Origin of the sequence: Streptomyces sp. TP-A0874, from assembly GCF_001748085.1 — a bacterium.
Taxonomy (GTDB): Bacteria; Actinomycetota; Actinomycetes; order Streptomycetales; family Streptomycetaceae; genus Streptomyces.
Genome location: NZ_BBZK01000003.1, coordinates 608,969 through 634,463 on the forward strand (window position 1 = coordinate 608,969; position 25,495 = coordinate 634,463).

At 72.6% G+C, this 25,495-nt stretch carries 18 protein-coding genes; 11 read left to right on the forward strand and 7 right to left on the reverse strand.

What is annotated here, in order from left to right; all coding sequences use genetic code 11:
- Positions 1–13: 13 nt before the first annotated feature.
- From npdG to BGP73_RS02480, 3 genes are all read left to right on the forward strand, one after another.
- A complete protein-coding gene (gene npdG, locus BGP73_RS02470) occupies positions 14–727 on the forward strand; it encodes an NADPH-dependent F420 reductase (RefSeq protein WP_069811712.1) in 714 nt (237 codons plus the stop codon).
- Positions 728–869: 142 nt separating this feature from the next.
- On the forward strand, positions 870–1,070 hold the full coding sequence (locus BGP73_RS02475) for a hypothetical protein (protein WP_069811713.1): 201 nt from the start codon (positions 870–872) through the stop codon (positions 1,068–1,070).
- 109 nt (positions 1,071–1,179) lie between these two features.
- Positions 1,180–4,521 carry an ATP-binding protein gene (locus BGP73_RS02480; protein ID WP_069812077.1) on the forward strand — a complete coding sequence of 1,114 codons (3,342 nt, stop codon included), beginning with the start codon at positions 1,180–1,182 and terminating at the stop codon, positions 4,519–4,521.
- 81 nt (positions 4,522–4,602) lie between these two features.
- On the opposite strand, the gene BGP73_RS02485 is transcribed toward BGP73_RS02480, so the two are convergent.
- The 3 genes from BGP73_RS02485 to panB form a co-directional block, all read right to left on the reverse strand.
- The gene (locus BGP73_RS02485) at positions 4,603–5,424 is read right to left on the reverse strand and encodes an ABC transporter permease (RefSeq protein WP_069811714.1); all 822 of its coding nucleotides are present in this window, start codon (positions 5,422–5,424) and stop codon (positions 4,603–4,605) included.
- Complete coding sequence (locus BGP73_RS02490) at positions 5,421–6,473, reverse strand: ATP-binding cassette domain-containing protein (protein WP_069811715.1); 1,053 nt, start codon at positions 6,471–6,473, stop codon at positions 5,421–5,423. Before BGP73_RS02490 ends, BGP73_RS02485 begins: the two co-directional genes overlap by 4 nt.
- Positions 6,474–6,669: 196 nt before the next feature.
- Positions 6,670–7,569: a 3-methyl-2-oxobutanoate hydroxymethyltransferase gene (panB, locus tag BGP73_RS02495; protein ID WP_069811716.1), complete on the reverse strand. Its 900-nt coding sequence runs from the start codon at positions 7,567–7,569 to the stop codon at positions 6,670–6,672.
- A 419-nt stretch (positions 7,570–7,988) separates the two neighbouring features.
- Between panB and BGP73_RS02500 the strand changes: the two genes are divergently transcribed.
- Positions 7,989–9,077, forward strand: a complete 1,089-nt coding sequence (locus BGP73_RS02500) for an endonuclease/exonuclease/phosphatase family protein (RefSeq protein WP_079127187.1) — start codon at positions 7,989–7,991, stop codon at positions 9,075–9,077.
- A gap of 10 nt (positions 9,078–9,087) precedes the next feature.
- Here BGP73_RS02500 and BGP73_RS02505 read toward each other — a convergent pair whose 3' ends face one another.
- Positions 9,088–10,836: an NAD+ synthase gene (locus BGP73_RS02505; RefSeq protein ID WP_069811717.1), complete on the reverse strand. Its 1,749-nt coding sequence runs from the start codon at positions 10,834–10,836 to the stop codon at positions 9,088–9,090.
- A gap of 187 nt (positions 10,837–11,023) precedes the next feature.
- Here BGP73_RS02505 and BGP73_RS02510 point away from each other — a divergent pair, with 187 nt between their 5' ends.
- Positions 11,024–12,385 carry a glutamine synthetase family protein gene (locus tag BGP73_RS02510; RefSeq protein ID WP_069811718.1) on the forward strand — a complete coding sequence of 454 codons (1,362 nt, stop codon included), beginning with the start codon at positions 11,024–11,026 and terminating at the stop codon, positions 12,383–12,385.
- Positions 12,386–12,471: 86 nt separating this feature from the next.
- Complete coding sequence (locus BGP73_RS02515) at positions 12,472–15,495, forward strand: bifunctional [glutamine synthetase] adenylyltransferase/[glutamine synthetase]-adenylyl-L-tyrosine phosphorylase (RefSeq protein ID WP_069811719.1); 3,024 nt, start codon at positions 12,472–12,474, stop codon at positions 15,493–15,495.
- Between the two features lie 71 nt (positions 15,496–15,566).
- On the opposite strand, the gene BGP73_RS02520 is transcribed toward BGP73_RS02515, so the two are convergent.
- The 3 genes from BGP73_RS02520 to BGP73_RS02530 all read right to left on the reverse strand — a co-directional run bounded on the left by BGP73_RS02520 (position 15,567) and on the right by BGP73_RS02530 (position 19,258).
- Positions 15,567–16,334: a phosphatase PAP2 family protein gene (locus BGP73_RS02520; RefSeq protein WP_069811720.1), complete on the reverse strand. Its 768-nt coding sequence runs from the start codon at positions 16,332–16,334 to the stop codon at positions 15,567–15,569.
- A 144-nt stretch (positions 16,335–16,478) separates the two neighbouring features.
- Positions 16,479–17,546, reverse strand: a complete 1,068-nt coding sequence (locus BGP73_RS02525) for a LacI family DNA-binding transcriptional regulator (RefSeq protein ID WP_069812079.1) — start codon at positions 17,544–17,546, stop codon at positions 16,479–16,481.
- Positions 17,547–17,569: 23 nt separating this feature from the next.
- Entirely contained in the window at positions 17,570–19,258 is a 1,689-nt protein-coding gene (locus BGP73_RS02530; protein ID WP_069811721.1) for a glycoside hydrolase family 13 protein, read from the reverse strand.
- 300 nt (positions 19,259–19,558) lie between these two features.
- Here BGP73_RS02530 and BGP73_RS02535 point away from each other — a divergent pair, with 300 nt between their 5' ends.
- From BGP73_RS02535 to BGP73_RS02555, 5 genes are read left to right on the forward strand one after another with little or no spacing between them, the layout of a single operon-like run.
- Positions 19,559–20,827: an extracellular solute-binding protein gene (locus tag BGP73_RS02535; protein ID WP_069811722.1), complete on the forward strand. Its 1,269-nt coding sequence runs from the start codon at positions 19,559–19,561 to the stop codon at positions 20,825–20,827.
- Positions 20,828–20,851: 24 nt separating this feature from the next.
- Entirely contained in the window at positions 20,852–21,862 is a 1,011-nt protein-coding gene (locus BGP73_RS02540; protein WP_079127138.1) for a carbohydrate ABC transporter permease, read from the forward strand.
- The gene (locus BGP73_RS02545) at positions 21,859–22,719 is read left to right on the forward strand and encodes a sugar ABC transporter permease (RefSeq protein WP_107473930.1); all 861 of its coding nucleotides are present in this window, start codon (positions 21,859–21,861) and stop codon (positions 22,717–22,719) included. Before BGP73_RS02540 ends, BGP73_RS02545 begins: the two co-directional genes overlap by 4 nt.
- Before the next feature lie 38 nt (positions 22,720–22,757).
- Positions 22,758–24,434, forward strand: coding sequence for a glycoside hydrolase family 13 protein (locus BGP73_RS02550; protein ID WP_069811724.1), 1,677 nt, complete (start codon positions 22,758–22,760; stop codon positions 24,432–24,434).
- Positions 24,419–25,489: a LacI family DNA-binding transcriptional regulator gene (locus BGP73_RS02555; RefSeq protein WP_069811725.1), complete on the forward strand. Its 1,071-nt coding sequence runs from the start codon at positions 24,419–24,421 to the stop codon at positions 25,487–25,489. The genes BGP73_RS02550 and BGP73_RS02555 overlap by 16 nt, the downstream gene beginning before the upstream one ends.
- Positions 25,490–25,495 lie beyond the last annotated feature (6 nt).

The window sequence follows — 25,495 nt, forward strand, 5'->3', positions numbered from 1 at the left end:
GAAGATCACTGTCATGACTTCAGCTGACAACACCAGCACCGCACAGCGGCGCCCGGCGAAGGACCCCTGGGACCTGCCGGACGTCTCCGAACTCGTGGTCGGCGTGCTCGGCGGCACCGGGGACCAGGGCCGCGGACTCGTCTACCGACTGGCCCGGTCCGGCCAGAAGATGATCATCGGTTCCCGCGCCGCCGAGCGGGCCCGGGCCGCCGCCGAGGAGCTGGGGGAGGGGGTCGAGGGGGCCGACAACGCCGAATGCGCCCGCCGGAGCGACGTGGTGATCGTCGCGGTCCCCTGGGAGGGCCACGCCAAGACCCTCGAAGGGCTCCGCGACGACCTCGCCGGCAAGCTCGTGGTGGACTGCGTCAACCCGCTCGGCTTCGACAAGAAGGGCGCCTACGCCATCGTCCCCGAGGAGGGCAGCGCGGCCCAGCAGGCCGCCGCCCTGCTGCCGGAGTCGAGGGTCACCGCGGCGTTCCACCACCTGTCCGCCGTGCTGCTCCAGGACCCCGAGGTGCAGCGGATCGAGACGGACGTCATGGTGCTGGGCGAGTCCCGGGACGACTGCGAGACCGTGCAGGCGCTGGCCGGCCGGATCCCCGGGATGCGGGGTGTCTACGCCGGCCGGCTGCGCAACGCCCACCAGGTGGAGTCGCTGGTCGCCAACCTGATCTCGGCCAACCGGCGCTACAAGGCGCACGCGGGACTGCGGATCACCGACGTCTGAGCCGCGCCGAGCCGGCCGGCGGCACGCGCCGGTCCCGGCAGGGATCGCTGCGGTCCGCGCCGCCGCCAGGGTGGCGGCGGCGCGGACGAGACGCCCTGGGAGACAATGGGCGGGTACCACCGCCCACCCAGGAGCCGAACCCATGCCCCGCCTCGCCGCCTTCTCGATCGCCCTCTGCGCGCTCGCCGTAGTCGCCGCCGCCGTCTCCTTCGCCCGGGGCAACCTGCTCGGCATTCTCTGGCTCATGGTGGCCGGGCTCTCCTCGAACATGGCCTGGTACTACCTGCGCCGGACGAAGGCCGAGCGGGCGGCGGCCCACGCCGAGCCCTCCGGCGACGCCTGACCCCCACCGGGAGAACCGCACGCACCGGCCACCGGCGGCGAGTGGGCGGCCCGGCGGACCGGCTGTGCGGGCGGCCCCGGCGGCAGGAGAGAATGCACCGGTGGAACCGGTGCGCTACGGCATTCTCGGCACGACCCAGGCGCTTGGCGACGACGGCAGGCCGGTCGCCCTCGGCGGAGTACGGCTGCGGGCGCTGCTCGCGGCCCTGGCGCTCCACCCCGGTCGGTCCCGGACCAGCCAGGCGTTGATCGACGAGGTGTGGGCGGGGGAGCCCCCGGCCGACGCGGTCGGCGCCCTGCAGGCCCTCGTCGGCCGCCTCCGGCGAGCCCTCGGACACACCGCCGTACTCTCCTCGGCCGGCGGCTACCAGCTCTCGGCCACCCCCGAGGAGGTGGACCTCCACCGCTTCGAGCGGCTGGTCAGAGACGGCACGCAGGCGCTCGACTCCGGTGCCCCCGAGCGCGCCGCACCCCTCCTGGACGAGGCGCTGGCGCTCTGGCGCGGCCCGGCGCTGGCCGACCTGCCCGACCCGGCGGAACCCGCCTCCCGTGCCGCCGCCCGGCACTTCGAGGCGCGCCGCGCCCGCTTCGCCGCCGCGCTCGCCGTCGGCCGAGCAGCCGAGGTACTCCCCGAACTCACCGCGCTCTGCGCCGAACACCCGCTCGACGAACCACTCCAGACCCTCCGCCTGCGGGCGCTGCGCGACACCGGCCGGCACGCGGACGCCCTCGCGGCCTACGAGACGGTGCGCCGCGAGATCGCCGACCACCTCGGGGCGGACCCGAGCCTCGCCCTCCGCGCCCTCCACGCGGAACTGCTGGAGACCGAACCCGGCGGAGCAGGCCCGGCCGGGACCGCCACCCGATCCGGCACGACCGGCGGGACCGAGCGGAAGAGCCGGGGCAACCTGCCGGCCCGGCTGACCAGCTTCGTCGGACGCCGGAGCGAACTGAGCCAGCTGCGCGCCGACCTGTCCACGGCGCGGCTGGTGACCCTCACCGGACCCGGCGGCGCCGGCAAGACCAGGCTCGCCCAGGAGGCCGCCGCCCTGCTGGCGGACGACCCGGACCGCTGGCCGGACGGCGTCTGGTTCGCCGAACTCGCTCCGGTGGCCGACGAGCACACCGTCCCCGAAGCGGTGCTCACCGCGCTCGGGGGGCGGGAGACCGTCATCCGGGGCACCGGCGACGGACTCCGCGCCGCGGGTGACCCGGCCGCCGGCGACCCCCTCAGCCGCCTGGTGGAGCACTGCGCCCGACGGCGGATGCTCGTCCTGCTCGACAACTGCGAACACGTGGTGGACGGCGCCGCGCGGGTCGTCAAGGAACTGCTGACCAGGTGCCCCGGCCTCACCGTCCTGGCCACCAGCCGGGAGCCGCTCACCGTGCCCGGGGAGGTCACCCATCCGGTGGGGCCGCTGCCCGACCCCACCGCGCTGCGGCTGCTCGCCGAGCGGGGAGCGGCCGCCCGCTCCGGGTTCCATCCCGACGACGACCCGCGGGCCTGCGCGGAGATCTGCCGCCGGCTCGACGGCCTGCCGCTGGCGATCGAACTCGCCGCCGCCCGGCTGCGGATGCTCTCGCCCCGGCAGATCGCGGCCCGGCTGGACGACCGCTTCCGACTGCTGACCAGCGGCAGCCGGAGCGAACCGGCCCGGCGCCAGACGCTGCGCGCCGTGGTCGACTGGTCCTGGGACCTGCTCGACGGGGAGGAGCGCGCCGTACTGCGCCGGCTGTCCGTCTTCGCCGGCAGCTGCGACCTCCCGGCGGCGGAAGCGGTCTGCGCCGACCCGCCGGCCGGGCCCGCGGTCCCGGCCTCCGCTCCCGTCGACCCCAGGGACATCGCCGCCCTGCTGGGCGCGCTGGTCGACAAGTCCCTGGTGGTCGCCGAACCCGACACCGAGGGGGACATGCGCTACCGCCTCCTGGAGACCGTCGGCGAGTACGCGGCCGAACGGCTGGACGAAGCGGGGGAGCGCACGGCGACCGAGCGCCGGCACCTCGTCCACTTCCGGGAGCTGGCCCGGACCACCGATCCGTTGCTCCGGGGTCCCCGGCAGCACGGCTGGCTGGACCGGCTGGAGCGGGAACACGACAACCTGCGGGCCGCTCTGCGCCGCGCCGTCGCCTCGGGCGACGAGCAGGAGGCGCTCTGCCTCGTCCTGTCGCTGAGTTGGTTCTGGCAGCTGCGGGACCACCGTGCCGACGCCCGAACCTGGTCCGCCGCCGCGATCGGGCTGGGCCCCGACCCGTTCGACCAGGGCCCCGCACCGCCACTGGAGCGGTCCTGCACCGACGCGCCACCTCCGATGCCCCCCGAGCAACTGGCGGAGGCGCGCCGAGGAGTACGGCTCGTCGCCCTCGTCAGCGACGAGGGCGGCATGGGCACGCTGAACTCTGCGGCGGCCAAGCGGCAGCTGCGGGCCATCGTCGACAGCTACCGGCCGGACCTGCCGCAGGTCTGCCGACTGCCCGGGCTGCTCTGGTTCTTCGCCGTGGTGCTGAGTGGTGACTCCGAGCGGCTGGGTGAGGACCTGGAGGAGGCGCTGCGCACCTGCCGGCGGCTGGGCTACGAGTGGGCGAGCGGCTTCCTCCTCCAGATGCGCTCCCGGATGACGCAGATCTCCCGGGGCGGGGCGAGTCAGGCGGTTTCGGACGCCGACCGGAGCTTCGCCGTCTTCCGGCGGCTGGGGGACGCCTGGGGCATGGCCGAGGCGCTCTCCTGCCGGGGCGAGGCGCGGGAGTGGCGGGGGGAGTACGAGGCCGCGGCGGAGGACTACCGCGCCGCCTGGCGGGCGGCCGAGGAGATCGGCGCCCTGGGCCAACTCCCGGAGATGAAGGCCCGGCTGGCCGGGGTGCTCCTGGAGTGCGGCAGCGGCGAGGAAGCCGAGGCCATGCTCCGCGAGGCCGTCTCCGAGGGCGAACGCCTCGGAGATGTCGCACAGTTCGCAGCCCGCCTGCACCTCGCCACCTGGCTCGGCCGGACCGGGCGCTCAGCGGAGGCCCGCGAGCAGCTCGGACTCCTGCTGGGGGAGATCGGCAGCGAGGTGCCCGAGCTGTTCCAGGGACTGGTGGAGGGGCTGCTCGGCTGGCTCGACGTGCTCGACCGGCGGCCCGCCGACGGGCTGGCACGGGTGCGCCGGGCGCTGCGGAAGACCCGGGGCCGGTTGGCGGAGATCGTGATGCCCGCCCTGCCAGCCAGCCAACTGCTCTACGCGGCCCGGGCGTTCGCCGCGCTCGGCACGGAGGAGGACGCCCGGTCGGCGGCCCGGCTGCTCGGGGCGTACGACGCTCTGCTGGTGCCCGGCTACCACGCCCCGGCCCAGGAGCGGGAGAACCGTCGACAGGCCGAGGCAGACGCCCGAGCGGTGCTGCCCGCGGCGGCGGGCTACGCCCAGGCCCACGCGGCGGGCGCCCGGCTCTCCCTGGCGGAGGCCGTCGCCCTCGTGTGAGCCCCGCGGCGGCCCGGCCCCGGTCATCCTCGGCTACTCGCGGAGAATCCGGGACCGGGGTCCGCCGCGTGCCGGCGATCCTCAGGTCTTCCTGCGGAACTGCGCCACCGCGATCGGCGCCGTGACGGCGGTGATGCCCACCGCCCAGGCGACGGTGATCAGCGCCGGGTGGGCCACCGGACCGCCGTTGATCAGCCCGCGGGCGGCGTCGGCGAGCGTCGACAGCGGATTGACCTTGGTGAACGCCTCCAGCCAGCCGGGCATGGTGCTCGGCATGGCGAAGATCGAGCTGCCGAACTGCAAGGGCATCAGCACCAGCATGGCGGTGCCCTGCACGGCCTGCGCCGACTTCAGCGACAGCCCCAGCAGGATGAATATCCACATCAGCGAGGCACCGAAGAACAGCGAGAGGACCACCGCGGCGAGCAGGTCCACGACGGAGGTCCGGATGGTCAGCCCCAGCAGGAAGCCCATCGTCAGCAGGATGGTGGTGGACACCAGCATCCGGCCGATCTCCACCACGATCTTCGCGATCAGCACCGAGGAACGGGCGATCGGCAGGGTGCGGAAGCGGTCCATCACACCGGTCTTGAAGTCCGTGTTGATGCCCGTGCCCACCGACATGGCGATGTTCATGCCCATCATCGCCATCAGGCCGGGCACCACGTAGTTGACGTACTCGTCCCGGCTGCCGGCGACGGCTCCCCCGAAGACGTACACGAACAGCAGGGTGAAGACGATCGGCATCAGCAGGGCGTCGAACATCGATTCAGGGTCCTGCTTGATCTGCAGCAGATTGCGCCGGACCAGCGCGCCGATGTGCCGGAGATTGGCCCGCAGCCCGATCCGCCCCTCGGCGGACGGCGCCTTCGCGGCGGGCGTGGTGACGGTCGCCGCGGTCATGCGGGCACCTCCTGGTGGTGGTCGTCCTCGGCGCGGCGGGCGTTCTCCGGGGCGTCCCCGGGGGCCGGACCGTCCGCCTGCGGTGTGGAGGCCTTCTGGCCGGTGATCGCCAGGAAGACCTCGTCGAGACTGGGCAGATGGGTGCCGATTCCGGCGACCGGGAAACCACGCGCACCCAGCACCCCGATCACCGCCGTCAGTTGTTCGTCGCTGCTGATCGGCACGTTCAGCAGCCCCTCGGACGCGTCGATGACCGTGTCGCTGCTGCCCCGGGGACCGGCCTCCGCCAGCGCCCGGGCCATGTGCCGCAGTGCGCCGGGGTCCGCCGGGCGGATCTGCAGGGTGCGGCCTCCGACCTTCGCCTTCAGCTCCTCGATCCCGCCGCCCGCGATGACCCGCCCCCGGTCGATGACGGCGAGTTCGTCCGCGAGCTGTTCGGCCTCCTCCATGTACTGGGTGGTGAGCAGGACGGTGACCCCCTCGTCGACCATCCCGCGGACCTCCCCCCACACCTCGTTGCGGGTGCGCGGGTCCAGCCCGGTGGTCGGCTCGTCCAGATAGAGCACGGCGGGTCGGCCGATCATGCTGGCGGCCAGGTCGAGCCGGCGCCGCATACCGCCCGAGTACTGCTGGGCCGGGCGCTTGGCGGCCTCGGTGAGCGAGAAGCGCTCCAGCAGTTCGTCGGCGCGGGCCCGGGAGACGGTCCGGGACAGGTCGAGCAGCCGGCCGATCATGTAGAGGTTCTCCCGGCCGGAGAGCTTCTCGTCCACCGAGGCGTACTGGCCGGTCAGTCCGATGACCCGGCGCAGCTGCCGCGGCTGCCGCACGACGTCGTAGCCGGCGACCACCGCCGTGCCCGCGTCCGGACGGAGGAGGGTCGAGAGTATCCGTACCAGCGTGGTCTTGCCCGCGCCGTTCGGACCGAGGACGCCGAGGACGGTGCCCTCGCGGACATCGAGGTCGACGCCGTCGAGGGCTCTGGTCTCGCCGAAGTTTTTGACCAGCCCCCGTACTTCCACTGCGTGACTTTCTCGGTACAAGCGATTCATACCGAACAGCGTGGCAGGCCGGACTGACAGGCCGCCGACATCGCACCGACGGCCGGCCGGGGCAGCGGCCGGGTCTCCCCGGACGGTCCCGTGAGAACCCCGGAAGCGGGTGTGCGCCCGCCCGACGCAGCCGGGCGGGCGCACACCGATCGAGGACCGCCGCTTCCATCGGGCAAGGTCAGCGGTGAACGGGCGGTCAGTGGAAACTGTGCTCCTCGGCGGGGTAGGCGCCGCCGACCACGTCCTCCGCGAAGGCCTTGGCCGCCCCGCCCAGCACCTGCCGGAGGTCCGCGTACTGCTTGACGAAGCGCGGCAGTCGGCCCGAGGTCATCCCGGCCATGTCGGTCCACACCAGCACCTGGGCGTCGCAGTCGGGGCCGGCGCCGATGCCCACGGTCGGGATGGCCAGGTCACCGGTGACCCGGGCGGCCAGCTCGGCCGGGACCAGCTCCAGCACCACGGCGAACGCTCCCGCCTCCTGCACCGCCTTGGCGTCGCGGAGCAGCTGCTCCGCCGCCTCCTCGCCGCGTCCCTGCACCGGATAGCCGCCGTAGGCGTTGACCGACTGCGGGGTCAGCCCGATGTGCGCCATCACCGGGATACCGGACTCGACCAACCGCTCGACCTGCTCGGCGGAACGTTCGCCGCCCTCCAGCTTGATCGCCCCCACGCCGGCCTCCTTGACCAGCCGGGTGGCGCTCCGCAGCGCCTGGACGGAGCCCTCCTGGAAGGAGCCGAAGGGCAGGTCCGCGACGATCAGCGCCCGCTTGGTGCCGCGCACCACGGCGGCGGCCAGCATCGTCATCTCGTCGAGCGTCACCGGAACGGTCGACTCGTACCCGAGGTGGCAGTTGCCCATTGAGTCTCCGACCAGCATCACCGGGATGCCCGACTCGTCGAAGACGGAGGCGGTCATCGCGTCGTAGGCGGTGAGCATGGGCCACTTCTCGCCGCGGCGCTTGGCCGCGGCGATGTCGCGGACGGTCACCCGCCGGGTGCTCGTACCGCCGTACAGAGCGGTACCGCCCTTAGCTGCGCCGGCCTCCTTCGGCGCACCGCCGGCGGGGGAGGACGGAGTCGACTGGACGTGCGTCATGGCAAAACTCCCTGTGTCATCTCGAGGCACCCTCACGGCGTCCCCGGATCGGTTCCATGGTCGCATCCGGGGGCCGGAGCGGGAAGGGTCACCCGGCATCCCGCGCTGCGGATCGGCCCCGCCGGTGCGGCCGGTCGGGAACTGGCCGAGCCGCACGGCTCGTCCTGGTAGGCGAGTGATCACCTGGCCGGCCGGGAGGCCCCGGTGATCCCCTATGGTGTTCCGTTCGGATCTCCAGGCGACGGGCAGCGGGGCCGCCGGCGGGTTCCGAGGAACTCGCGACGCCCCGGGCACGGAGCCGTCGGGAGCCCTCGGCAGCGCCGCCGCGCGAGGCGAGGCCCGCGGCGCCGCGAGGATCCGGGCGGCACACCCTAGTGTGCGAGTCGGTGGGCATCGGTCGGAGCAGCGAGGACAGGCACATGGCGCAGGCGGAGATGACCGGTGGACGCGATGGTGAGCCGGCCCCTCCGGTGGCGGGCGTGGGCGTCCGGGAGGCGCCGGTCAGGTGGCAGCGCCTCGGGCTGTTCCGGCGCGGTTCCGCAGCGGGCGGCCCCCGGCCGGGCTCCTCGCCGGGTGCGGGGGTGTGGCGCCGCGGCGCGTTCCTCTCGCTCTTCGCCCTGGCGCTGTTGCTGCTGCTGGTCTTCCACGCGAGCGTCCCCAACCGGGTCGGGAACCTCGGCAGTCTGCTGGAGACGTTCCTGCCCTGGCTGGGCCTGGCCGTCCCGCTCCTGTTCCTGCTGGCCCTGGTGCGCCGGTCGGCGACCGCGCTGATCGCGGTGGTGCTGCCGGCCGTGGCGTGGGTGAACCTCTTCGGCGGCCTGCTGGTCGACAAGTCCGCCGCGGCGGCGGACGGCAGCCGGCTGACCCTGGCCAGCCACAACGTCAACGCCGAGAACCCGGACCCGGCCGCCACCGCCCGCGACATCGCCGCCTCCGGAGCCGACGTGGTGGCGCTGGTGGAGCTCACCGAGTCCGCGGCGCCGACGTACCAGCGGACGTTGGGGGAGACCTACCGTTACCACTCGATGCAGGGCACGGTCGGGCTGTGGAGCAAGTACCCGCTCAGCGACAGCCGGCGGGTCGACACCGGGATGGGCTGGGCCAGGGCGCTGCGCGGCACGGTCGACACCCCGCACGGCCGGGTCGCCGTGTACGTCGCCCATCTGCCCTCGGTCCGGGTCAGGATCGAGGCCGGCTTCACCGCGGAGCGGCGGGACAACAGCGCCGAGGCACTGGGGCTGGCGATCCGGGAGGAGCCGCTGAAGCGGGTGGTGCTGCTGGGGGACCTGAACGGCACCATGAACGACCGCGCGCTGGCCCCGGTCACCTCGCAGATGCGCTCCACTCAGGGGGCGGCCGGTGACGGCTTCGGGTTCAGCTGGCCCGCCTCCTTCCCGATGACCAGGATCGACCAGATCATGGTGCGGGGGCTGGAACCGGTGTCGTCGTGGACGCTGGAGCGGACCGGCAGCGACCACCTGCCGGTCGCCGCGTCGGTGACCTTCTGACGGCGGTCCGTCAGTTCGGTTCCCGCCACCGGTTGGTGATGGGCAGCCGCCGGTCCTTGCCGAAGCCCTTCGCGGAGATCTTGGTGCCCGGCGGATACTGCCGGCGCTTGTACTCGGCGGCGTCCACCATCCGCAGCACCCGGGTCACCAGCTCGGCGTCGAAGCCCGCCGCGATGATCTCGGCATGGCCCTGGTCCCGGTCCACGTACCGCTCCAGGATGCGGTCGAGGACGTCGTAGTCCGGCAGCGAGTCGGTGTCGACCTGACCGGGCCGCAGCTCCGCGCTGGGCGGCTTGGTGATCGAGTTCTCCGGGATGGGCGGGGTCTGGCCGCGCTCCAGGGCGGACGCGTTCCGCCACTCGGCGAGCCGGAAGACGGTGGTCTTGTAGACGTCCTTGATCGGGCCGAAGGCGCCGACCGAGTCGCCGTAGAGGGTGGAGTAGCCGCAGGCCAGCTCGGACTTGTTGCCCGGGGCGAGCACGATGTGGCCCTCCTGGTTGGAGAGCGCCATCAGGGTGGTGCCGCGGATCCGGGACTGCAGGTTCTCCTCGGCCAGCCCGGAGAGCTCAAGGCCCGCCATGTAGGCGTCGAACATGGGCCCGATCGGGACGGTGCGGAAGTTCAGCCCGGTCCGCCGAGCCAGTTCCGCCGCGTCGGTCTCCGAGTGCTCCGAGGAGTAGCGCGAGGGCATCGCCACGGCGTACACGTTCTGAGCCCCGAGCGCGTCGCAGGCGATCGCCGCCACCAGGGCCGAGTCGATGCCGCCGGAGAGGCCGAGGAGCACGCTGCCGAAACCGTTCTTCGCCGCGTACGCCCGCAGCCCCACCACCAGCGCCGAGTACACCTCCTCGTCCTCCGAGAGCCGGTCGGCGTGGCCGCCGGTCAGCTCGGCGGGGTACGGCGGCAGCGGATCGGCGGAGAGGACCGCGTGGTCGACCCGGAGACCGTCGCCGACCGGGCCGGTCGGTGGGGCGCCGGCCGCCGGCAGCTCCAGATCGATCAGCACGCACCCCTCCGAGAACTGCGGGGCGCGCACCAGCACCTCCCCCTCGGCGTCGACGACCAGCGAGTCGCCGTCGAAGACCAGCTCGTCCTGACCACCGATCATGGCGAGGTAGGCGGTGGTGCAACCGGCCTCCCGGGCCCGTCTGCGCACCAGCTCCAGGCGGGTGTCCTCCTTCTTCCGCTCGTACGGCGAGGCATTGACGGACAGCAGCAGGCCCGCCCCGGCGGCACGCGCCGCCGGCACCCGGCCGCCCTCCTGCCACAGGTCCTCGCAGACGGCCAGCGCCACGTCGACGCCCCGCACCCGGACGACCGGCAGGGTGTCGCCCGGCACGAAGTACCGGTACTCGTCGAAGACCCCGTAGTTGGGCAGGTGGTGCTTGGCGAAGCGCAGCACGACCGCACCGCGGTGCAGCACGGCGGCGGAGTTGCTGGGCGCCCCGGCGGGCTGCCCGTAGTGGTGTGCCCGCTCGCTGCGGTCCAGGTAGCCGACGACCACCGGCACCTCGCCCAGCCCCTCCTCCGCCAACCGGGAGGCCAGCTCGGTCAGGGCCCGGCGGGAGGCGGCCACGAAGGAGGAGCGCAGCGCCAGGTCCTCGACGGGGTAGCCGGTCAGCGCCATCTCCGGGAAGGCGGCGAGATGCGCCCCCTGCTCGGCCGAGTGCCGGGTCCACTGGACGATCGTCTCGGTGTTTCCGGTCAGGTCGCCGACGGTGCTGTCGATCTGGTTCAGGGCGAGACGTAGTTGAGGCACGCCCCTCAGCGTAGGCGAGCGGGTGTCGGGGGGAGCGGCCGGTCACCCTCCGCGGCGGTGCGGGGAGCGCCCGGACTCGCGGGGCCCTGGTGGTGGGTCATGATGGGCGCGGAGCCGGGCCGCGGCCGGCGGTCCGGTGCGCGGGGACGGTGATGCGTCGGGAAAGAGCAGAGGTGAGACTGTGCCCATGGACAAGCAGCAGGAGTTCGTGCTCCGCACCCTCGAGGAGCGGGACATCCGCTTCGTGCGGCTCTGGTTCACCGATGTGCTCGGTTTCCTGAAGTCGGTCGCGGTCGCCCCCGCGGAACTGGAGCAGGCGTTCGACGAGGGCATCGGCTTCGACGGCTCGGCCATCGAGGGGTTCGCCCGGGTGTACGAGTCGGACATGCTCGCCAAGCCGGATCCGGCGACCTTCCAGATCCTCCCCTGGCGGGCTGAGGCCCCCGGCACGGCCCGGATGTTCTGCGACATCCTGATGCCCGACGGCTCCCCCTCCTACGCCGACCCGCGCTACGTCCTGAAGCGGATCCTCGCCCGCACCTCCGACCTCGGGTTCACCTTCTACACCCATCCGGAGATCGAGTTCTTCCTGCTCAAGGAGAAGCCGGTGGACGGCAGCCGGCCGGTGCCCGCCGACTCCTCCGGCTACTTCGACCACACCCCGCAGCACGTCGGCATGGACTTCCGCCGGCAGGCGATCACCATGCTGGAGTCGATGGGCATCTCGGTGGAGTTCTCCCACCACGAAGGCGCCCCGGGCCAGCAGGAGATCGACCTCCGCTACGCCGACGCGCTCTCCACCGCGGACAACATCATGACCTTCCGGCTGATCATGAAGCAGGTCGCGTTGGAGCAGGGGGTGCACGCCACCTTCATGCCGAAGCCGTTCTCCGAGCACCCCGGGTCCGGGATGCACACCCACCTGTCGCTCTTCGAGGGCGACCGCAACGCCTTCCACGAGTCGGGCGCCGAGTACCAGCTCTCCAAGACCGGCCGCTCCTTCATCGCCGGCCTGCTCAGGCACTCGGGTGAGGTGTCGGCGGTCACCAACCAGTGGGTGAACTCCTACAAGCGGATCTGGGGCGGCTCCCAGCGGACCGCCGGGGCGGGCGGGGAGGCCCCTTCGTACATCTGCTGGGGGCACAACAACCGGTCCGCCCTGATCCGGGTGCCGATGTACAAGCCGGGCAAGATCGGGTCGACCCGGGTCGAGGTGCGCTCCATCGACTCCGGCGCCAACCCCTACCTCACCTACTCGGTGCTGCTCGCCGCCGGCCTCAAGGGAGTGGAGGAGGGATACGAACTCCCGCCCGGAGCGGAGGACGACGTCTGGGCGCTCTCGGACGCCGAACGGCGGGCGATGGGCATCGAGCCGCTGCCGCAGAACCTGGGGGAGGCCATCACCCTGATGGAGCGGAGCGAACTGGTCGCCGAGACGCTCGGCGAACACGTCTTCGATTTCTTCCTGCGCAACAAGAAGCAGGAGTGGGAGGAGTACCGCTCCGAGGTCACCGCCTTCGAGCTGCGCAAGATGCTGCCGGTGCTGTGAGCCCGACGCCCGTGCGGTGAGCCGCTCGCCATCGCGCACCGAGTCGTTAGGCTGGGACGATCAGGCAGGCCGGAGGGCGGTGGACCGTGCAGCAGGGCAGACGGCGGAGCCGTTTCGGACAACTGCTGCGGAGCGGTTTCACCGACCCCGCCGCGGCCGAACAGCGGCTCACAGAGGAACTGCCCGAACCGCTGCGTGAGGCCCCGGCGCTGCTGGAGGCGCTCGGAACCACCGCCGACCCGGACCTCGCCCTCTTCGGGCTGGTGCGCTTCCTCGAAGCGCTCCCCGAGTCCGAGCTGCCGGCCCTGCTCGACGCGATGAGCGGCGCCGATCCGCTGCGGCAGCGGCTCCTCCGGGTGCTGGGCGCCTCCGAGGCGCTCACCGACCACCTGGTGCACCACCCGGAGGACTGGCGGGCCCTGCGGATGTACGACGGCGCCGGCCCGCCACCGGGGATCGAGGACTTCGGCCGGGGACTGGCCGGCGCCCGTGACCCGGACTCGCTGCGCGCCGCCTACCGCCGCTGTCTGCTCCCGGTGGCCGCCCGCGACCTGTGCGGCACCTCCGACCTGCAGCAGACCACCGCCGAACTCGCCGACCTGGCCACCGCCACACTGCGCGCCGCGCTGGTCATCGCCGAGAAGGCGGCCCCCGAGGACGCCGAGCGCTGCCGACTCGCCGTGATCGCCCTGGGCAAGTGCGGCGGACACGAACTCAACTACGTGTCGGACGTCGACGTCGTCTTCGTCGCCGAACCCGCCGAGGGCGCCGACGAGAACGAAGCGCTCAACGCCGCCACCCGGCTCGCCGCCCATCTGATGCGGATCTGCTCCGAGACCACCGTCGAAGGCACCATCTGGCCCGTCGACGCCAACCTGCGACCCGAGGGCCGCAACGGCCCCCTGGTACGCACCCTCTCCAGCCACACCGCCTACTACCAGCGCTGGGCCAAGACCTGGGAGTTCCAGGCGCTGCTCAAGGCCCGTCCGGTGGCCGGCGATCCGCTGCTCGGCTACGAGTACATGGACGCCGTCTCCCCGCTGGTCTGGCAGGCCGCCGAACGCGACAACTTCGTCTCCGACGTGCAGGAGATGCGCCGCCGGGTGGTGGCGAACATCCCGGCCGACCGCGTGGACCGGGAACTCAAACTCGGACCGGGCGGGCTGCGCGACATCGAGTTCGCCGTCCAGCTCCTGCAACTGGTGCACGGCCGCACCGACGCCTCGCTGCGCAGCGTCGCCACGCTCGACGCGCTGGCGGCGCTCGCCGCCGGCGGCTACATCGCCCGCGCGGACGCCGCGGCCCTGGACACCGCCTACCGCTTCCTGCGCTCCATGGAGCACCACATCCAGCTGTACCGGCTGCGCCGCACCCACCTGATGCCGCAGGACGAGACCGATCTGCGCCGGCTCGCCCGCTCGCTGGCCGGCCGCTACGGGTGGGACCGGGGCACCGAACCGATGGCGGCCCTGCGCAGGGAGTGGCGGCGCCACTCCCGGGAAGTGCGGCGACTGCACGAGAAGTTGTTCTACCGGCCGCTGCTGGACGCCGTCGCCCGGCTGGAGCCCGGAGGCACCCGGCTCAGCCCGCGCGCCGCCGGCCAGCGGCTGGAGGCGCTCGGCTACGCGGACCCCGCGGGCGCCCTGCGCCACCTGGAGGCGCTCGCCGCGGGCGTCACCCGGAAGGCGGCGATCCAACGCACTCTGCTGCCGGTGATGCTGAGCTGGTTCGCCGACTCGGCCGACCCGGACTCGGGCCTGCTCAACTTCCGTCAGGTCTCCGACGCCCTCGGCAAGACGCCCTGGTACCTGCGGCTGCTGCGGGACGAGGGCGCCGCCGCGGAGAACCTGGCCCGGGTACTGTCGGCCGGCAGGTTCGCCCCCGACCTGCTGATGCGGGCGCCCGAGGCGGTCGCCCTGCTCGGCTCCACCGAGCAGCTCCGCCCGCGCAGCCGGGACCACCTCGAACAGGAGGTGCTCGCCGCGGTGGGCCGGGCGGACGACGCCGAGCAGGCGGTGGCCGCCGCCCGCGGGGTCCGCCGCCGGGAACTGTTCCGCACCGCCGCCGCCGACCTCATCGGCGCCTACGGCAGCGAGGGCGCGCCGCCGGAGGACGACCCCTTCTCCTACCGGGGCTCCCACGCGGTCGACCTGGTCGGTGGGGCGCTCTCCGACCTCAACGCCGCCACCGTCGCCGGCGCCCTGCGCGCCGCCGTCCGGGCGCGGTGGGGCGAGGAGTTGCCCACCCGCTTCGCGGTCATCGGCATGGGCAGGTTCGGCGGCCACGAACTGAACTACGGCTCCGACGCCGACGTGCTCTTCGTCCACGAACCGCGGGAGGGCGTCGACGAGCAGCAGGCCAGCCGTGCCGCGTCCGCGGTCGCCAACGAGGTGCGGAGACTGCTGCAACTGCCCACCGCCGACCCCCCGCTGCTCATCGACACCGATCTGCGGCCAGAGGGCCGCAGCGGCCCCCTGGTGCGCACCCTCGCCTCCTACGCCGCCTACTACCGCCGCTGGTCGCGGATCTGGGAGAGCCAGGCCCTGCTCCGGGCCGAGCCGGTGGCCGGCGACCGGGAGCTGGGCCGGCGGTTCGTCGAGCTGATCGATCCACTCCGCTACCCCGCCAAGGGCGTCGACGAGGAGCAGGTCAGGGAGATCCGGCGGCTCAAGGCGCGGATGGAGAACGAGCGCATGCCGCGCGGCACCGACCCCACCACCCACACCAAGCTCGGTCGGGGCGGGCTCTCCGACGTCGAGTGGACCGTGCAACTGCTCCAGCTGCGGCACGCCGCGGAACTGCCCGAACTGCGCACCACCCGCACCCGTCCGGCGCTCGCCGCCGCGCACGCCGCGGAACTGCTCAGCACCGAGGACGCACACCTGCTCGACCAGGCCTGGACGCTGGCCACCCGGGTCCGCAACGCGGTCATGCTGGTCCGCGGCCGGGCCGGCGACACCTTCCCTGCCGACTCCCGTGGGCAGGCCGCGATCGGCCGCTACCTGGGCTACGAGCCCGGTCATCTGGGCGAGATGCTGGAGGACTACCGGCGTACCACCCGGCGGGCCCGTGCCGTGGTGGAACGGCTCTTCTACGGCCAGGAGGACTGAGCGGAACCCGACGGGACCACGGGAACCCGACGGTCCGCGGGCGATGGGGTGTCAGGCCCGTGGCCGGGTCGTCAGCGGCCCTCGGCCCGAGGCGTCCGGTCTCGGGCCCGGCGCCTGCGGAGCCGGGGGCCGAGGGAGTCGTACCACAGGAGGGACACCGCGTAGCCGATCGCCAGGCAGAGCAGACCGCCGACCGCGTCCAGCCAGAAGTGGTTGGCGGTCGCCACGATCACCACCAGGGTGACCAGCGGATAGAGCACCCCCAGCGCCTTCACCCACAGCGGGCGGGCGAGGACCACGATGACCACGGCGCACCACACGGACCAGCCGATGTGCATCGAGGGCATAGCCGCGTACTCGTTCTCCAGGCTGGAGAGCGGCCCCGAGGCCGAGGAGCCGAGCGCCGAGTGGACCAGTGCGGTGTCGACGAAGGTTCCGCCCGGCAGCAGCCTGGGCGGGGCGAGCGGGAAGAGGTAGTAGCCCAGCAGGCCGGTCGCGGTGGTGACGACCAGCACCAGCCGGGCGGGCGCGTACCGGCCGGGGCGCCAGTGGTACAGCCAGACCAGCACCGCGATGGTCACCACGAAGTGCAGGGTGGCGTAGTAGTAGTTCATCACGGTGATCAGCCAGCTCACCGAGTTCAGGGTGTGGTTGACGGCCGGTTCCACGGCGATCCCGAGCACCTTCTCGGTGTGCCAGAGCCCCTCGGCGTTCCGCAGCGCCGTCGTCTTCTGCTCCGGCACCGTGTCCCGGATGACGGTGTAGAGCCAGTAGCCCGCCACGATCAGCAGGATCTCGCCCCAGAGCCGCGGTCTGCGTACGGAATCCAGCCGATACATCAGCGAACCTTCCGGAGCCGACCGCTTCCTGTGCTTCCGCGGACACCCGGCGGGAGGTCGTCGTCCGCCTGCCGCGGCGCCGGTCAGCCGCGCCGATCTCCGCCATGCCCGGGACAGTCTGCCAGATTCGCCCTGGATGTCCGGTCAGGGGCCGGCGTGCACCCCGGCGCTGTCACCCGGCGAAGCGGCCTGCCGGACCTGCGGGCCGGCGGCGGTCGAGCCCCGGACGACCAGCTCCGGAAGGAACACGAACTCGCTGTGCGGAGCCGGTGCGCCACCGACCTCCTCCAGCAGGGTGCGCACCGCCGCCTGCCCCATCGCCCGCACGGGCTGACGGACCGTGGTCAGCGGAGGGTCGGTGAACGCTATGAGCGGGGAGTCGTCGAAACCGACCACCGACACATCCTCCGGGACGCTCCCGCCGCGCTGCCGCACCGCCCGGATCGCCCCCAGCGCCATCATGTCGCTGGCGCAGACCAGCGCGGTGCAGCCACGCTCCAGCAGCGCCGCGCCCGCGGCCTGGCCGCCCTCCAGCGTGTAGAGCGAGTGCTCTATCAGCTCCGCCGACCGCTCGGGGGGTGTGGCCAGCCGCTCCGCCATGGCCCCCTGGAAACCCTCGATCTTCCGCAGCACCGGCACGAACCGCCTCGGTCCGAGGGCCAGCCCGATCCTGGTGTGGCCGAGAGCCGCCAGATGGGTCACCGCGAGCCGCATCGCGGCCCGGTCGTCCGGTGAGACGAACGGCGCCCGGACCAGCCGGGAGAAGCCGTTGATCAGGACGAACGGGACCCCCTGGGCCCGCAGTCGGTCGTAGCGGGTCATGTCGGCGGTGGTGTCGGCGTGCAGTCCGGAGACGAAGATGATGCCCGCCACACCGCGGTCGACCAGCATCTCGGTCAGCTCGTCCTCGGTGGAGCCGCCGGGCGTCTGGGTGGCCAGCACGGGTGTGTAGCCCTGCCGGGTCAGATCCTCCCCGATCACCTGGGCGAACGCCGGGAATATCGGATTGTCCAACTCCGGGATGATCAGACCGACGAGCCCGGCGCTGCGCCGCCGGAGGCGCGCCGGGCGCTCGTAACCGAGCACGTCGAGTGCGGCGAGCACACTCTCCCGGGTGGCCGCGGCCACCCCCGGCCTGCCGTTGAGCACCCGGCTGACGGTGGCTTCGCTGACCCCCGCCTGAGCTGCGATGTCGGCGAGCCGGATGGTCATGGGGGGAGCGTACCCGCCGTCGGTCAGATTGCCCACCAGACACAGGACTCGGCCGGCGCCCGGAGCGTCCCGCCCGTGGGCTGCCGCGGGGGCAGCGGGGCGCTGGAGATCAGCGGGTGCCCGGAGACGGGCGAATCCACCGGGCGGTCGAGCGTGTTGAGCACGCAGACCACGCCCCCGGCCTCGCCGCTCCGGCGCCGGAAGGCGAGCACGCCCGCCGGGGAGTCCAACCACTCCAGACCGCCGCCGGCGCCCAGCGCGGGGGACTCCCGGCGCAGGGCGAGCGCCGCCCGGTACAGCTCCAGGGTGGATTCCGGGTCGCCGCTCTGCGCCTCCACGCTGAGATCCGCCCAGTCCTCCGGCTGCGGCAGCCAACTGCCGCCCGGTCCGAAGCCGTACGGAGCCGTCCGCCCCGACCAGGGGATCGGCACCCGGCAGCCGTCGCGGAAACCGTCCTGGCCCTCGGCGCGGAAGAAGGAGGGGTCCTGGCGGACCGAGTCGGGCAGGTCCAGCACCTCTGGCAGACCGAGTTCCTCACCCTGGTAGAGGTAGACGGACCCCGGCAGCGCCAGCACCAGCAGCGCGGCGGCGCGGGCCCGGCGCAGCCCCCGCTCCGCCCCGCCCGGCCCCTCGGCCGCGTAGCGGGTGGCGTGCCGGACGACGTCGTGGTTGGAGAGCACCCAGGTGGTCGGCGCCCCGACGGGGCCGGTGGCGGCCAGCGACTCGTCGATGGTGGCGCGCATCCTCGCCGCGTCCCAGGGGCAGCGCAGGAACTGGAAGTTGAACGCCTGGTGCAACTCGTCCGGGCGGACGTAGCGGGCCAGCCGCTGCGCGTCGGGGGCCCAGGCCTCCGCGACGCCGATCCGCTCGCCGTCGTAGGAGTCCAGCAGCCTCCGCCAGGAGCGGTGGATGCGGTGGACCGGGTCCTGGTCGAAGAACGGCAGCACCTGGGTGCCGATCAGCTCGGCCTGCCGGCCGTGGCCCACATCGGGCAGCCCCGGCGCCTTGACCATGCCGTGGGCCACGTCGACGCGGAAGCCGTCCACGCCCAGGTCGAGCCAGAAGCGGAGGATGGCCTCGAACTCCTCCGCCACCTCGGTGCTGTCCCAGTTGAGGTCCGGTTGCTCCGGGGCGAAGAGGTGGAGGTACCACTCGCCGGGTGTGCCGTCCGGGTCGGCGGTCCGGGTCCAGGCCGGGCCGCCGAAGACGGACTCCCAGTCGTTCGGCGGCAGTTCCCCGCCGGAGCCGCGACCGGGACGGAAGTGGTACCGGTCCCGGGCCGGGTGGCCGGGCGGGGCCGCCAGCGCCTCCCGGAACCAGGGGTGCTGGTCCGAGGTGTGGTTCGGCACGATGTCCAGGATCACCCGGATCCCCAGCCGGTGGGCTTCGTCCAGCAGGTCGACGGCGTCGGTCAGGTCGCCGAAGAGCGGGTCGACGGAGCGGTAGTCCGCGACGTCGTATCCGCCGTCGGCCTGCGGCGAGCTGTAGAACGGGGTGAGCCAGACCGCGTCGACACCCAGGTCCCGCAGATGGGGCAGCCGCTGCCGGACCCCGGGGAGGTCGCCGACGCCGTCGCCGTCGCTGTCGGCGAAGGACCGCACGTAGACCTGGTAGATGACCGCCTCCCGCCACCAGCCCGTCGCCCGCCGCTGGCGTGGCGGGCGCTGGTGCGGGGTGCGCGGTTGGACGGCGGGGCTGAGCTCCTGAGACATCGTCGGCTCCTCCGGTCGGCCGGTGACTGCAATTCCTTGCTGAAATTTCCAGCACTCCTTGCGGGGAGGCTTCCCCTGGGGCTCCCGCCCCACACGCGGGCTTGTCCGCGGTGGCCCCGAGGGGCGAAGGTCGGGGGTCGAAGCCAGGGGAGTTGCAGAAAATTTCCGCAAGCACTTTCGGTTCCTGTGTGGAGCTGTTACCTTCCTGCCAGCCCGGAGCCCGCGAACGGCGCGGTCGATCCGGTGGAGGCCGGCCCATCCCCGCCCCCGCCGCTTCGGGCACTCATGACGGGAGTGGACATGCGGCGTGGCATAGCGGCCACCGCGCTGGTTGCGGCCCTGGCTCTGGCGATGACCGGTTGCGGTGGCGACGGCGGCAGCGCGGACTCGAAGGGTTCGGGCGAGATCTCCGGCAAGGTGACCTTCTGGGACACCTCGAACGACGCGGAGAAGGGCGTCTACAAGGAGCTGGCCGAAGGCTTCGAGAAGAAGTACCCCGGGGTCGAGGTCGACTACGTCAGCGTCTCCTTCGGAGAGGCGAACGCCAACTTCAAGAACGCGGCGGGCAGCGGCTCCGGCGCTCCGGACGTCATGCGCACCGAGGTCGCCTGGGTCGCGGACTTCGCCAACCTCGGCTACCTGGCCCCGCTGGACGGCACGTCCGCCCTCGACGACGAGTCCGACTACCTCGAACAGGCCATGGGCAGCGCCCGGTTCAACGGCAAGGCCTACGGCGCCCCGCAGGTGATCGACACCCTCGCGCTCTTCTACAACAAGAGGCTGCTGGAGAAGGCCGGGGTGGAGGTGCCCAAGACCTTCGAGGAACTCGCCGAATCCGCCGAGACGATCAAGTCCAAGACCGGTGCCACCGCGCTCTACCTGCGCGGTGACGACCCCTACTGGTTCCTGCCCTACCTGTACGGCGAGGGCGGCGACATGGTCGACGCCGAGAAGAAGAAGGTCCGGATCGACGACGCGGCCGGCGTCCGCGGCTTCGCCGCCATCAAGGACCTGGTCGACTCGGGCGCCGCCATCACCGACGCCACCGACGGCCAGGAGAACCAGCTCAAGGCGTTCAAGGACGGCGACGTCGCGATGATCATCGACGGTCCCTGGGACATCGAGGGCGCTCTCGCCGGCAAGGAGTTCAAGGACCGGAAGAACCTCGGCGTCGCCGCCGTACCCGGCGGCAGCGCGGGGCAGGGCGCCCCGCAGGGCGGCTGGAACCTCTCGGTCTACGCCGGCTCGGAGAACCTCGAGGCCTCCTACGAGTTCGTCAAGTACATGTCCTCGGCGGAGGTCCAGCAGAAGACGGCCGAGAAGCTGAGCCTGCTCCCCACCCGCACCTCGGTCTACGAGAAGCCCTCGGTGCGGAAGAACGAGATGGTGCAGTTCTTCAAGCCGGCCGTGGACAAGGCCGTCGAGCGGCCGTGGATCGCCGAGGCCAACTCGCTCTTCGAACCGATCCGGGTCCAGATGAACGAGGTGCTGACCGGCAAGGCCTCACCCGAGAAGGCGGCGGCCGGCGCCGGGGACGCATACCGCAAGCTCCTCAAGGACTACAAGTAGGCACCGGAAGAGGCTGACCGACCCATGGCTGTCGACACCGGCCGGCCGGCCGGGCCGGCCGCGGACGCCCCGAGCGCCCGCGGCCGGCGCCGGCCGAGCGCCGGTACCCCAGGACCGCTCCGCAGAGCGCTGACCGCCCACTGGTACGCCTGGACCATGGTCGCACCCGTGGTCATCGTGATCTGCGTGATCATCGGCTACCCGCTGGTCCGCGGCCTCTACCTGTCGCTGACCAACGCGAACGAGGCCAACGTCGAGCGCCACATCGGCGTCAACCACATCCCGGCCAGCTACGACTTCGTCGGGCTGGACAACTACCGGGCCATCCTCGGCGACAGCGTCTTCTGGGACCGCCTCGGCTGGACCGCGGTCTGGACGGTCTGCTGCGTCGGCCTGACCTTCCTGATCGGCCTGGCGCTGGCCAACATGCTCAACCGCGACTTCGCCGGGCGCACCTTCTACCGGCTCGCGCTGATCCTGCCTTGGGCGATCCCCGCCTTCGTCTCGGTCTTCACCTGGCGGATGCTCTACAACGAGAAGCACGGCATCCTCAACAAGCTGCTCAGCGGGGGCGGTATCGAGGCGGTTCCCTGGCTCAACGACCCGACCTGGGCCAAGGGCGCCGTCATCGCCGTCAACATCTGGCTCGGCGTGCCCTTCATGCTGGTCGCCCTGCTCGGCGGCCTCCAGTCCATCCCCGGCGAGCTGTACGAGGCCGCCGAGATGGACGGCGCCAACCCCTGGCAGCGGTTCCGCCACATCACCCTGCCGGGGCTCCGCTCGGTGAGCTCCACGGTGATCCTGCTCTCCACCATCTGGACCTTCAACATGTTCCCGGTGATCTTCCTGCTCACCCGGGGCGGCCCCGGTGACTCCACCGAGATCCTGGTGACGTACGCCTACCGGCTCTCCTTCGTCAACAGCCCCCGCGACTTCGCGGGCTCCGCGGCCTGGGGCGTGCTCATCCTCGCCCTGCTGGCCCTCATCGCGGTGGTCTACCGCCGCGCGCTCCGCAGACAGGGGGAAGTCTGGTGACCGACCGCACGAGCGAGCACACCGGCGGACGCGCCCGCCGCCGCACCCTGCCGGCCAGCCTCGGGCTGCACGCCACACTGCTGGTCGCCTCGGCCATCGCCGTCTTCCCGCCGCTGTGGCTCCTGGTCACCTCCTTCAAACCGAAGAACGAGGCGTTCTCGACCAGCCTGCTGAGCCAACCCACCCTCGCCAACTACACGCACGTCCTGACCGAGACGCGCTTCCTGACCTGGTTCGGCAACTCCATCGTCGTCGTCGGGGCCACCACCGTGCTCGGCGTCTTCACCGCCGCCACCACGGGCTACGCCGTCAGCCGCTTCCGCTTCCCCGGCATGCGCCCGCTGATGTGGATGCTGCTGATCACCCAGATGTTCCCGGTGGCGATCCTGATCGTGCCGCTGTACAACCTGATGGCCGGGCTCGGCCTGCTCAACCAGCCGGTCGGGCTCGTCATCACCTACCTCACCATCGCCGTGCCCTTCTGCGCCTGGATGATGAAGGGCTTCTTCGACACCATCCCCGTCGAGATCGACGAGTCCGGGCGCGTGGACGGGCTCAACCCGTTCGGCACCTTCTGGCGGCTCGTGCTGCCCCTGGCCAAACCGGGCCTGGCGGTGACCGGCTTCTACACCTTCGTCACCGCCTGGGCCGAGGTCGCCTACGCCTCCGCCTTCATGACCGGCGAGGAGAACCTCACCCTCGCCGGCGGCCTGCAGACCTTCGTCAACCAGTACACCGGCGACTGGGGTTCCATGACCGCCGCCGCCGTGATCATCGCGGTGCCCGCCACCATCGTCTTCGGCTTCGCCCAGCGCCATCTGGTCTCCGGACTGACCGCCGGCGCCACCAAGGCCTGACCGGCACCGCCGCCGCACCTCCGAGAACCAGGGAAGAGATGACCCACCAGCCTGCCCGAACCGCCCCGTCCGACGCCGCCTCCGCCGATACCGCGGACCAGCGCACCAGGTGGTGGCGGGACGCGGTGATCTACCAGGTCTATCCGCGCAGCTTCGCCGACGCCGACGGCGACGGAATGGGCGACCTGGAGGGCGTCCGCAGCCGGCTGCCGTACCTGCGGGACCTCGGTGTCGACGCCGTCTGGCTCAGCCCCTTCTACGCCTCCCCGCAGGCCGACGCCGGCTACGACGTGGCCGACTACCGCGCGGTGGACCCGCTCTTCGGTACCCTCCGCCACGCCGAGGCGCTGATCGCCGACGCGCACGCCCTCGGCCTGCGCGTCATCGTGGACCTCGTCCCCAACCACTGCTCCGACCAGCACGAGTGGTTCCGGCAGGCGCTCCGCGAAGGCCCCGGATCCGCGCTGCGGGACCGCTTCCACTTCCGCCCCGGCCGCGGCCCGCTCGGCGAGCTCCCACCGAACGACTGGGAGTCCGTCTTCGGCGGCCCCGCTTGGACCCGCACCGACAACCCCGACGGGACGCCCGGCGAGTGGTACCTCCACCTCTTCGCCCCCGAGCAGCCCGACTTCAACTGGGAGCACCCAGCCGTCCACGACGAGTTCAGGACCGTCCTCCGCTTCTGGCTCGACAAGGGCGTCGACGGCTTCCGCATCGACGTGGCCCACGGCCTGGTCAAGGCCGAAGGGCTGCCGGACATCGGCCACGGCACCCAACTGCGGCTGCTGGGCAGCCGGCCGCTGCCGTTCTTCGACCAGGACGGGGTGCACGAGATCTACCGCGCCTGGCGGAAGGTGCTCGACGAGTACCCGGGCGAGCGGATCGGGGTCGCCGAGGCGTGGACGCCGTCGGCCGAGCGCACCGCTCGCTACCTGCGCCACGACGAACTGCACCAGGCCTTCAACTTCCACTACCTGACGACCCCCTGGGAGGCCGACGCGCTCCGCGCGGCCATCGACGAGTCACTCGAAGCGATGCGCCCGGTCGGCGCGCCGACCACCTGGGTGCTCTCCAACCACGACGTCGTCCGGCACGCCACCCGCTACGCCGACGACCCGGAGGACCCCGGCCAGGGCCTCCGCCGAGCCCGGGCCGCCGCCCTGCTGATGCTCGCCCTGCCCGGCTCGGCCTACGTGTACCAGGGCGAGGAGCTCGGACTCCCGGAGGTCCACGACATCCCCGACGCGCTGCGGCAGGACCCGTCGTTCTTCCGGCAGAACGGCCAGGACGGGCTCCGTGACGGCTGCCGGGTACCGATCCCCTGGTCCGGCACCGAGGCCCCCTACGGTTTCGGTCCCGAGCCGGGAGGACCGTCCTGGCTGCCGCAACCCGCCGACTGGGCGGAACTCAGCGTGGCGGCCCAGACCGGCGACCCGGACTCCACCCTGGAGCTCTACCGCGCCGCGATCGCGCTGCGCCGGGAACACCCCGCGCTCGGCGCGGGCGAGCACCTCGACTGGCTGCCGACGCCGGCCGGCGTGCTGGCCTTCCGGCGCACGGCCGGCGGCCGGCGACTGGTCTGCACGGTCAACACCACCGCCGCCCCGGTACGGCTCCCGCTGCCCGGGCGGGTACTGCTCGCCAGCGCACCGGTGACCGTCGAGGGGGAGCAGGCCGTGCTGCCGGAGGACGGCTCCGTCTGGTGGGAGGAGTGACCGCCCCGCCGTCGGCCGGCGGTCCTCCCGCCGCCCCCCGGCTGGCGGACATCGCGGCCCAGTCCGCGGTGAGCGAGGCGACCGTCAGCCGGGTGCTGAACGGCAAGCCCGGGGTGTCCGCCGCGACCCGGCAGCGCGTCGTGGCCGCCCTCGACCTGCTCGGCTACGAACGCCCGGTGCGGCTGCGGCGGCGCAGCCAGGGCCTGGTCGGGCTGGTCACACCGGAGCTGACCAACCCGATATTCCCGGCCTTCGCCCAGGTCATCGAGCAGGTGTTGGCCGGGCACGGTTACACCCCCGTGCTCTGCACCCAACTTCCGGGCGGCGCCACCGAGGACGAACTGGTGGAGCAACTGGAGGAGCGCGGCGTCACCGGCATCGTCTTCCTGTCCGGGCTGCACGCCGACACCACCGCCGATCCCGCGCGCTACACCCGGCTGGCCGCCCGCGGAGTGCCGTTCGTACTGATCAACGGCTACAACGAGCACATCAGCGCCTCCTTCGTCTCGCCGGACGACCGCTCGGCGGCCCGGATGGCGGTCTCCCACCTGCTGGAGCTGGGGCACCGGCGGATCGGGCTCGCGGTCGGGCCGAGCCGCTACGTGCCCTCGCGCCGGAAGGCCGAAGGCTTCGAGGCGGCGCTGCGCAGCTCGCTCGGGCTGTCCCCGGCGGGGATCGGGAACCACGTGCAGCACACGCTGTTCACCCTGGAGGGCGGTCAGGCGGCGGCCGGGACCCTACTGGAGCTGGGCTGCACCGGGATCGTGTGCGGCAGCGATCTGATGGCGCTCGGAGCCGTCCGGGCGGCCCGGCAGCGGGGGCTCGACGTACCGGGCGATATCTCGGTGGTGGGGTTCGACGACAGCCCGCTGATCGCCTTCACCGACCCCCCGCTCACCACGGTGCGGCAGCCGGTGCCGGCCATGGCCGCCGCGGCGGTCGGCGCACTCCTCGAAGAGATCGGCGGAAACCCGGTGCAGCGCACCGAGTTCGTCTTCCAACCGGAACTGGTGGTACGCGGCTCCACGGCCCAGGCCCGCGCGCCGGTCGGCTGACGGGGC

Excerpts from the sequence above, each read along its gene's own strand:
- npdG (WP_069811712.1), top strand. The coding sequence starts at position 14 with ATGACTTCAGCTGACAACACCAGCACCGCACAGCGGCGCCCGGCGAAG.
- BGP73_RS02475 (WP_069811713.1), top strand. The coding sequence starts at position 870 with ATGCCCCGCCTCGCCGCCTTCTCGATCGCCCTCTGCGCGCTCGCCGTA.
- BGP73_RS02485 (WP_069811714.1), bottom strand. The coding sequence starts at position 5,424 with ATGACCGCGGCGACCGTCACCACGCCCGCCGCGAAGGCGCCGTCCGCC.
- BGP73_RS02490 (WP_069811715.1), bottom strand. The coding sequence starts at position 6,473 with ATGAATCGCTTGTACCGAGAAAGTCACGCAGTGGAAGTACGGGGGCTG.
- panB (WP_069811716.1), bottom strand. The coding sequence starts at position 7,569 with ATGACGCACGTCCAGTCGACTCCGTCCTCCCCCGCCGGCGGTGCGCCG.
- BGP73_RS02500 (WP_079127187.1), top strand. The coding sequence starts at position 7,989 with ATGGCGCAGGCGGAGATGACCGGTGGACGCGATGGTGAGCCGGCCCCT.
- BGP73_RS02510 (WP_069811718.1), top strand. The coding sequence starts at position 11,024 with ATGGACAAGCAGCAGGAGTTCGTGCTCCGCACCCTCGAGGAGCGGGAC.
- BGP73_RS02520 (WP_069811720.1), bottom strand. The coding sequence starts at position 16,334 with ATGTATCGGCTGGATTCCGTACGCAGACCGCGGCTCTGGGGCGAGATC.
- BGP73_RS02525 (WP_069812079.1), bottom strand. The coding sequence starts at position 17,546 with ATGACCATCCGGCTCGCCGACATCGCAGCTCAGGCGGGGGTCAGCGAA.
- BGP73_RS02530 (WP_069811721.1), bottom strand. The coding sequence starts at position 19,258 with ATGTCTCAGGAGCTCAGCCCCGCCGTCCAACCGCGCACCCCGCACCAG.
- BGP73_RS02535 (WP_069811722.1), top strand. The coding sequence starts at position 19,559 with ATGCGGCGTGGCATAGCGGCCACCGCGCTGGTTGCGGCCCTGGCTCTG.
- BGP73_RS02540 (WP_079127138.1), top strand. The coding sequence starts at position 20,852 with ATGGCTGTCGACACCGGCCGGCCGGCCGGGCCGGCCGCGGACGCCCCG.
- BGP73_RS02550 (WP_069811724.1), top strand. The coding sequence starts at position 22,758 with ATGACCCACCAGCCTGCCCGAACCGCCCCGTCCGACGCCGCCTCCGCC.